The organism is Mesorhizobium sp. M7A.F.Ca.CA.004.04.2.1, assembly GCF_004022825.1.
Lineage (GTDB): Bacteria > Pseudomonadota > Alphaproteobacteria > Rhizobiales > Rhizobiaceae > Mesorhizobium.
This window is the reverse complement of sequence record NZ_RZPH01000836.1, coordinates 1-2,725: the sequence shown is the minus strand read 5'-3', so window position 1 is coordinate 2,725 and position 2,725 is coordinate 1. Positions and strand designations below refer to the sequence as shown.

1 protein-coding gene and 1 pseudogene are annotated in these 2,725 nt (G+C 66.7%); both read right to left on the bottom strand.

Going from position 1 to position 2,725, the window contains the following annotated elements; translation table 11 throughout:
• A pseudogene (locus EN893_RS27850) lies at window positions 1-190 on the bottom strand (sarcosine oxidase subunit gamma); the annotation flags it as partial.
• The coding region (locus EN893_RS27845; protein ID WP_128361947.1) for a sarcosine oxidase subunit alpha family protein at window positions 183-2,725 on the bottom strand (2,543 nt) is incomplete at its 5' end. The gene EN893_RS27845 and the pseudogene EN893_RS27850, both read right to left, overlap by 8 nt.

Here is a 2,725-nt window from a genome sequence, read left to right as displayed (position 1 = left end):
AGGTCACGCCGAGCGCCTTCGAAAGCGCTGCGGCCGAAGCCTCCGGCGCACGCAGTGAAACGCGCTCGGCCGACGGCAGCACCTCGACCTTGACGGCGGCGGCAGTGGTGCTGCGCCCAGCCAGCGCCGGACGGCGTTCGACCGAAGGCGATGCGGCCGGAGCCGTCTTCCTTGCAGCGGCCTTAGCCATTGAGGCGCCCTCCCGTCTCGTCGAAGAATACCATGCCGGTAACCTCCACTTCGATCACCCCATTCGGCATCGGCACATAGAGGGTCTCGCCCATCCGGTCGCGGCCGCCGGCGACCAGCGCCAATGCGATCGAGCGGCCGCAATTTTCCGACCAATAGCTCGAGCTGACATGGCCGATCATCTTCATCGGGATCGCCTGCTTGGGATCCTCGACGACCTGCGCGCCTTCTTCCAGCACCACTTTGGGGTCCCTGGTCTTGAGGCCGACCAGCTGCTTGCGGCCCTTGGCGACCAGATCCGGCCGCGTCAGGCCGCGGATGCCGACGAAATCGGTCTTCTTCTTGCCGACCGCCCAGTCGAGCCCGGCGTCGTTCGGCGTTACCGTGCCATCCGTGTCCTGGCCGACGATGATGTAGCCTTTTTCGGCGCGCAGCACGTGCATCGCCTCGGTGCCGTAGGCGGCCGCCCCATGCTTCTGGCCCTCGGCCCACAGGGCTTCCCAGACCGCCTGGCCATAGTCGGCCGGCACATTGACCTCGAAGCCGCGCTCGCCGGTGAACGACATGCGAAACAACCGCGTCGGCACGCCGCAGATCTTGCCTTCACGCACCGACATATGCGGCAGCGCCTCGTCGGACATGTCGATGCCTTCGACCAAGGGCTCTATGATCTTCCGCGCGCTCGGCCCTTGCACGGCGATGACAGCCCACTGCTCGGTGATCGAGGTCAGCCAGACATTGAGATGCGGGAACTCGGTCTGGAGATAATCCTCCATGTGGTTCATGACGCGCGGCGCGCCGCCGGTCGTCGTCGTCACGTGGAAACGGTCGGGGGCCAGCCTGCCGACGACGCCGTCGTCATAGATGAAGCCGTCCTCGCGCAGCATGATGCCGTAGCGGCAGCGGCCGGGTTCCAGCTTCTCCCATGGGTTGGTGTAGAGCAGTTCCATGAACTTGGCCGCATCCGGCCCAACCACCTCGATCTTGCCCAGCGTAGAGGCATCGAACAGGCCCGCCGTCTTGCGCACCGCGACGCATTCGCGGTCGACCGCGGCATGCATGTCCTCGCCCGCCTTGGGGAAATACCAGGCGCGCTTCCACTGGCCGACATCCTCGAACACGGCACCTTGCGCCTCGGCCCAGGGATGGATCGCGGTTCTGCGCGTCGGGTCGAACAGCGGACCGCGCGCATGGCTGACGATCGCGCCGAAGGTGACCGGCGTATAGGGCGCACGGAACGTGGTCAGGCCGACCTCCGGGATCGGCTTTCCCAGCGTCTCGGCGGCAATCGCCAGGCCGTGCATGTTGGAGGTCTTGCCCTGGTCGGTCGCCATGCCGTTGGTGGTGAAGCGCTTGACGTGCTCGATCGAGCGCATGCCTTCGTGCACCGCCTGGCGGATATCCTTGGCGGTGACGTCGTTCTGGAAATCGACAAACGCCTTCACAGTCGTGTCCGGCCCGGCGCCGGGCGCCGCGCCCAACATACCGCGCGACCAGCTCTCCGACGCATCGACCTTCGGCTTACTGCTCTTGGCGGCTTTGGCGCCGGCATCTTTCGCCGCCTTGGCGCCCGCCGCATAGGCCTCGTCCACCGTCGCCGACAGCCCGTCGGTGCCGTTGCAGGCGCCCACCGAGACGCAGTCCTGCGCATAGGTGCCCGGCACGAAGCGCTTGGTCTCGTCGTTGAAGGCGACCTTTCCGCGCGACTGCGAGAACAGATGCACCGACGGCGTCCAGCCGGCCGACATCAGGATCGCATCGACCGCGATGGTGCGTTCGCCGCCGCCATTCTTCGGCTGCACGGTCATCGACGACACCCTGAGCTTACCGCCAGCGCGGATCACCGCGCGGCCGAAATTGATCTCGATGCCGAGCGCCCTCGCCTCGTCGATCACCGGTCCGGTCGGATTTTCGCGCAGATCGACGATCGCCGCCACGTTGACGCCGGCCTTCTTCAGGTCGATCGCCGCCGCGTAAGCAGAATCATTGGCGGTGTAGACGCCGACATTCCTGCCGACCGCGACGCCATAGTGGTTGAGATAGGTGCGCGCGGCACCCGCCAGCATGATGCCCGGCCGGTCATTGTCGGCAAACACCATGTGGCGCTCGATCGCGCCCGAGGCCAGCACCACGCGCTTGGCCCGGACCTGCCACAGCCGCTCGCGCGCCAGATCGTGGCCGGGGGTCCTCAGATGCTCGCTGACACGCTCGACCAGCCCCACAAAATTCTGCGCATAGTAGCCGAACGCCGTCGTTCGCGACAGCACGCGGACATTGTCCATTGCGGCGAGCTTCGCCACGGCAGCTTGCGCCCAGGCAAAACCGTCCTGGCCGTCGATTTTCGCGCCGCTCTCGAAACGCAGGCTGCCGCCGAACTCGGCCTGCTCGTCGGCGAGGATGACGCGCACGCCGGTCTCGGCCGACGCAAGCGCTGCCGCGATGCCTGCCGCACCGCCGCCCAGCACCAGCACGTCGCAATGCGCGTAGCGCGATGAATAATGGTCGGGGTCCGGCTGGTCCGGGGAAACGCCAAGAC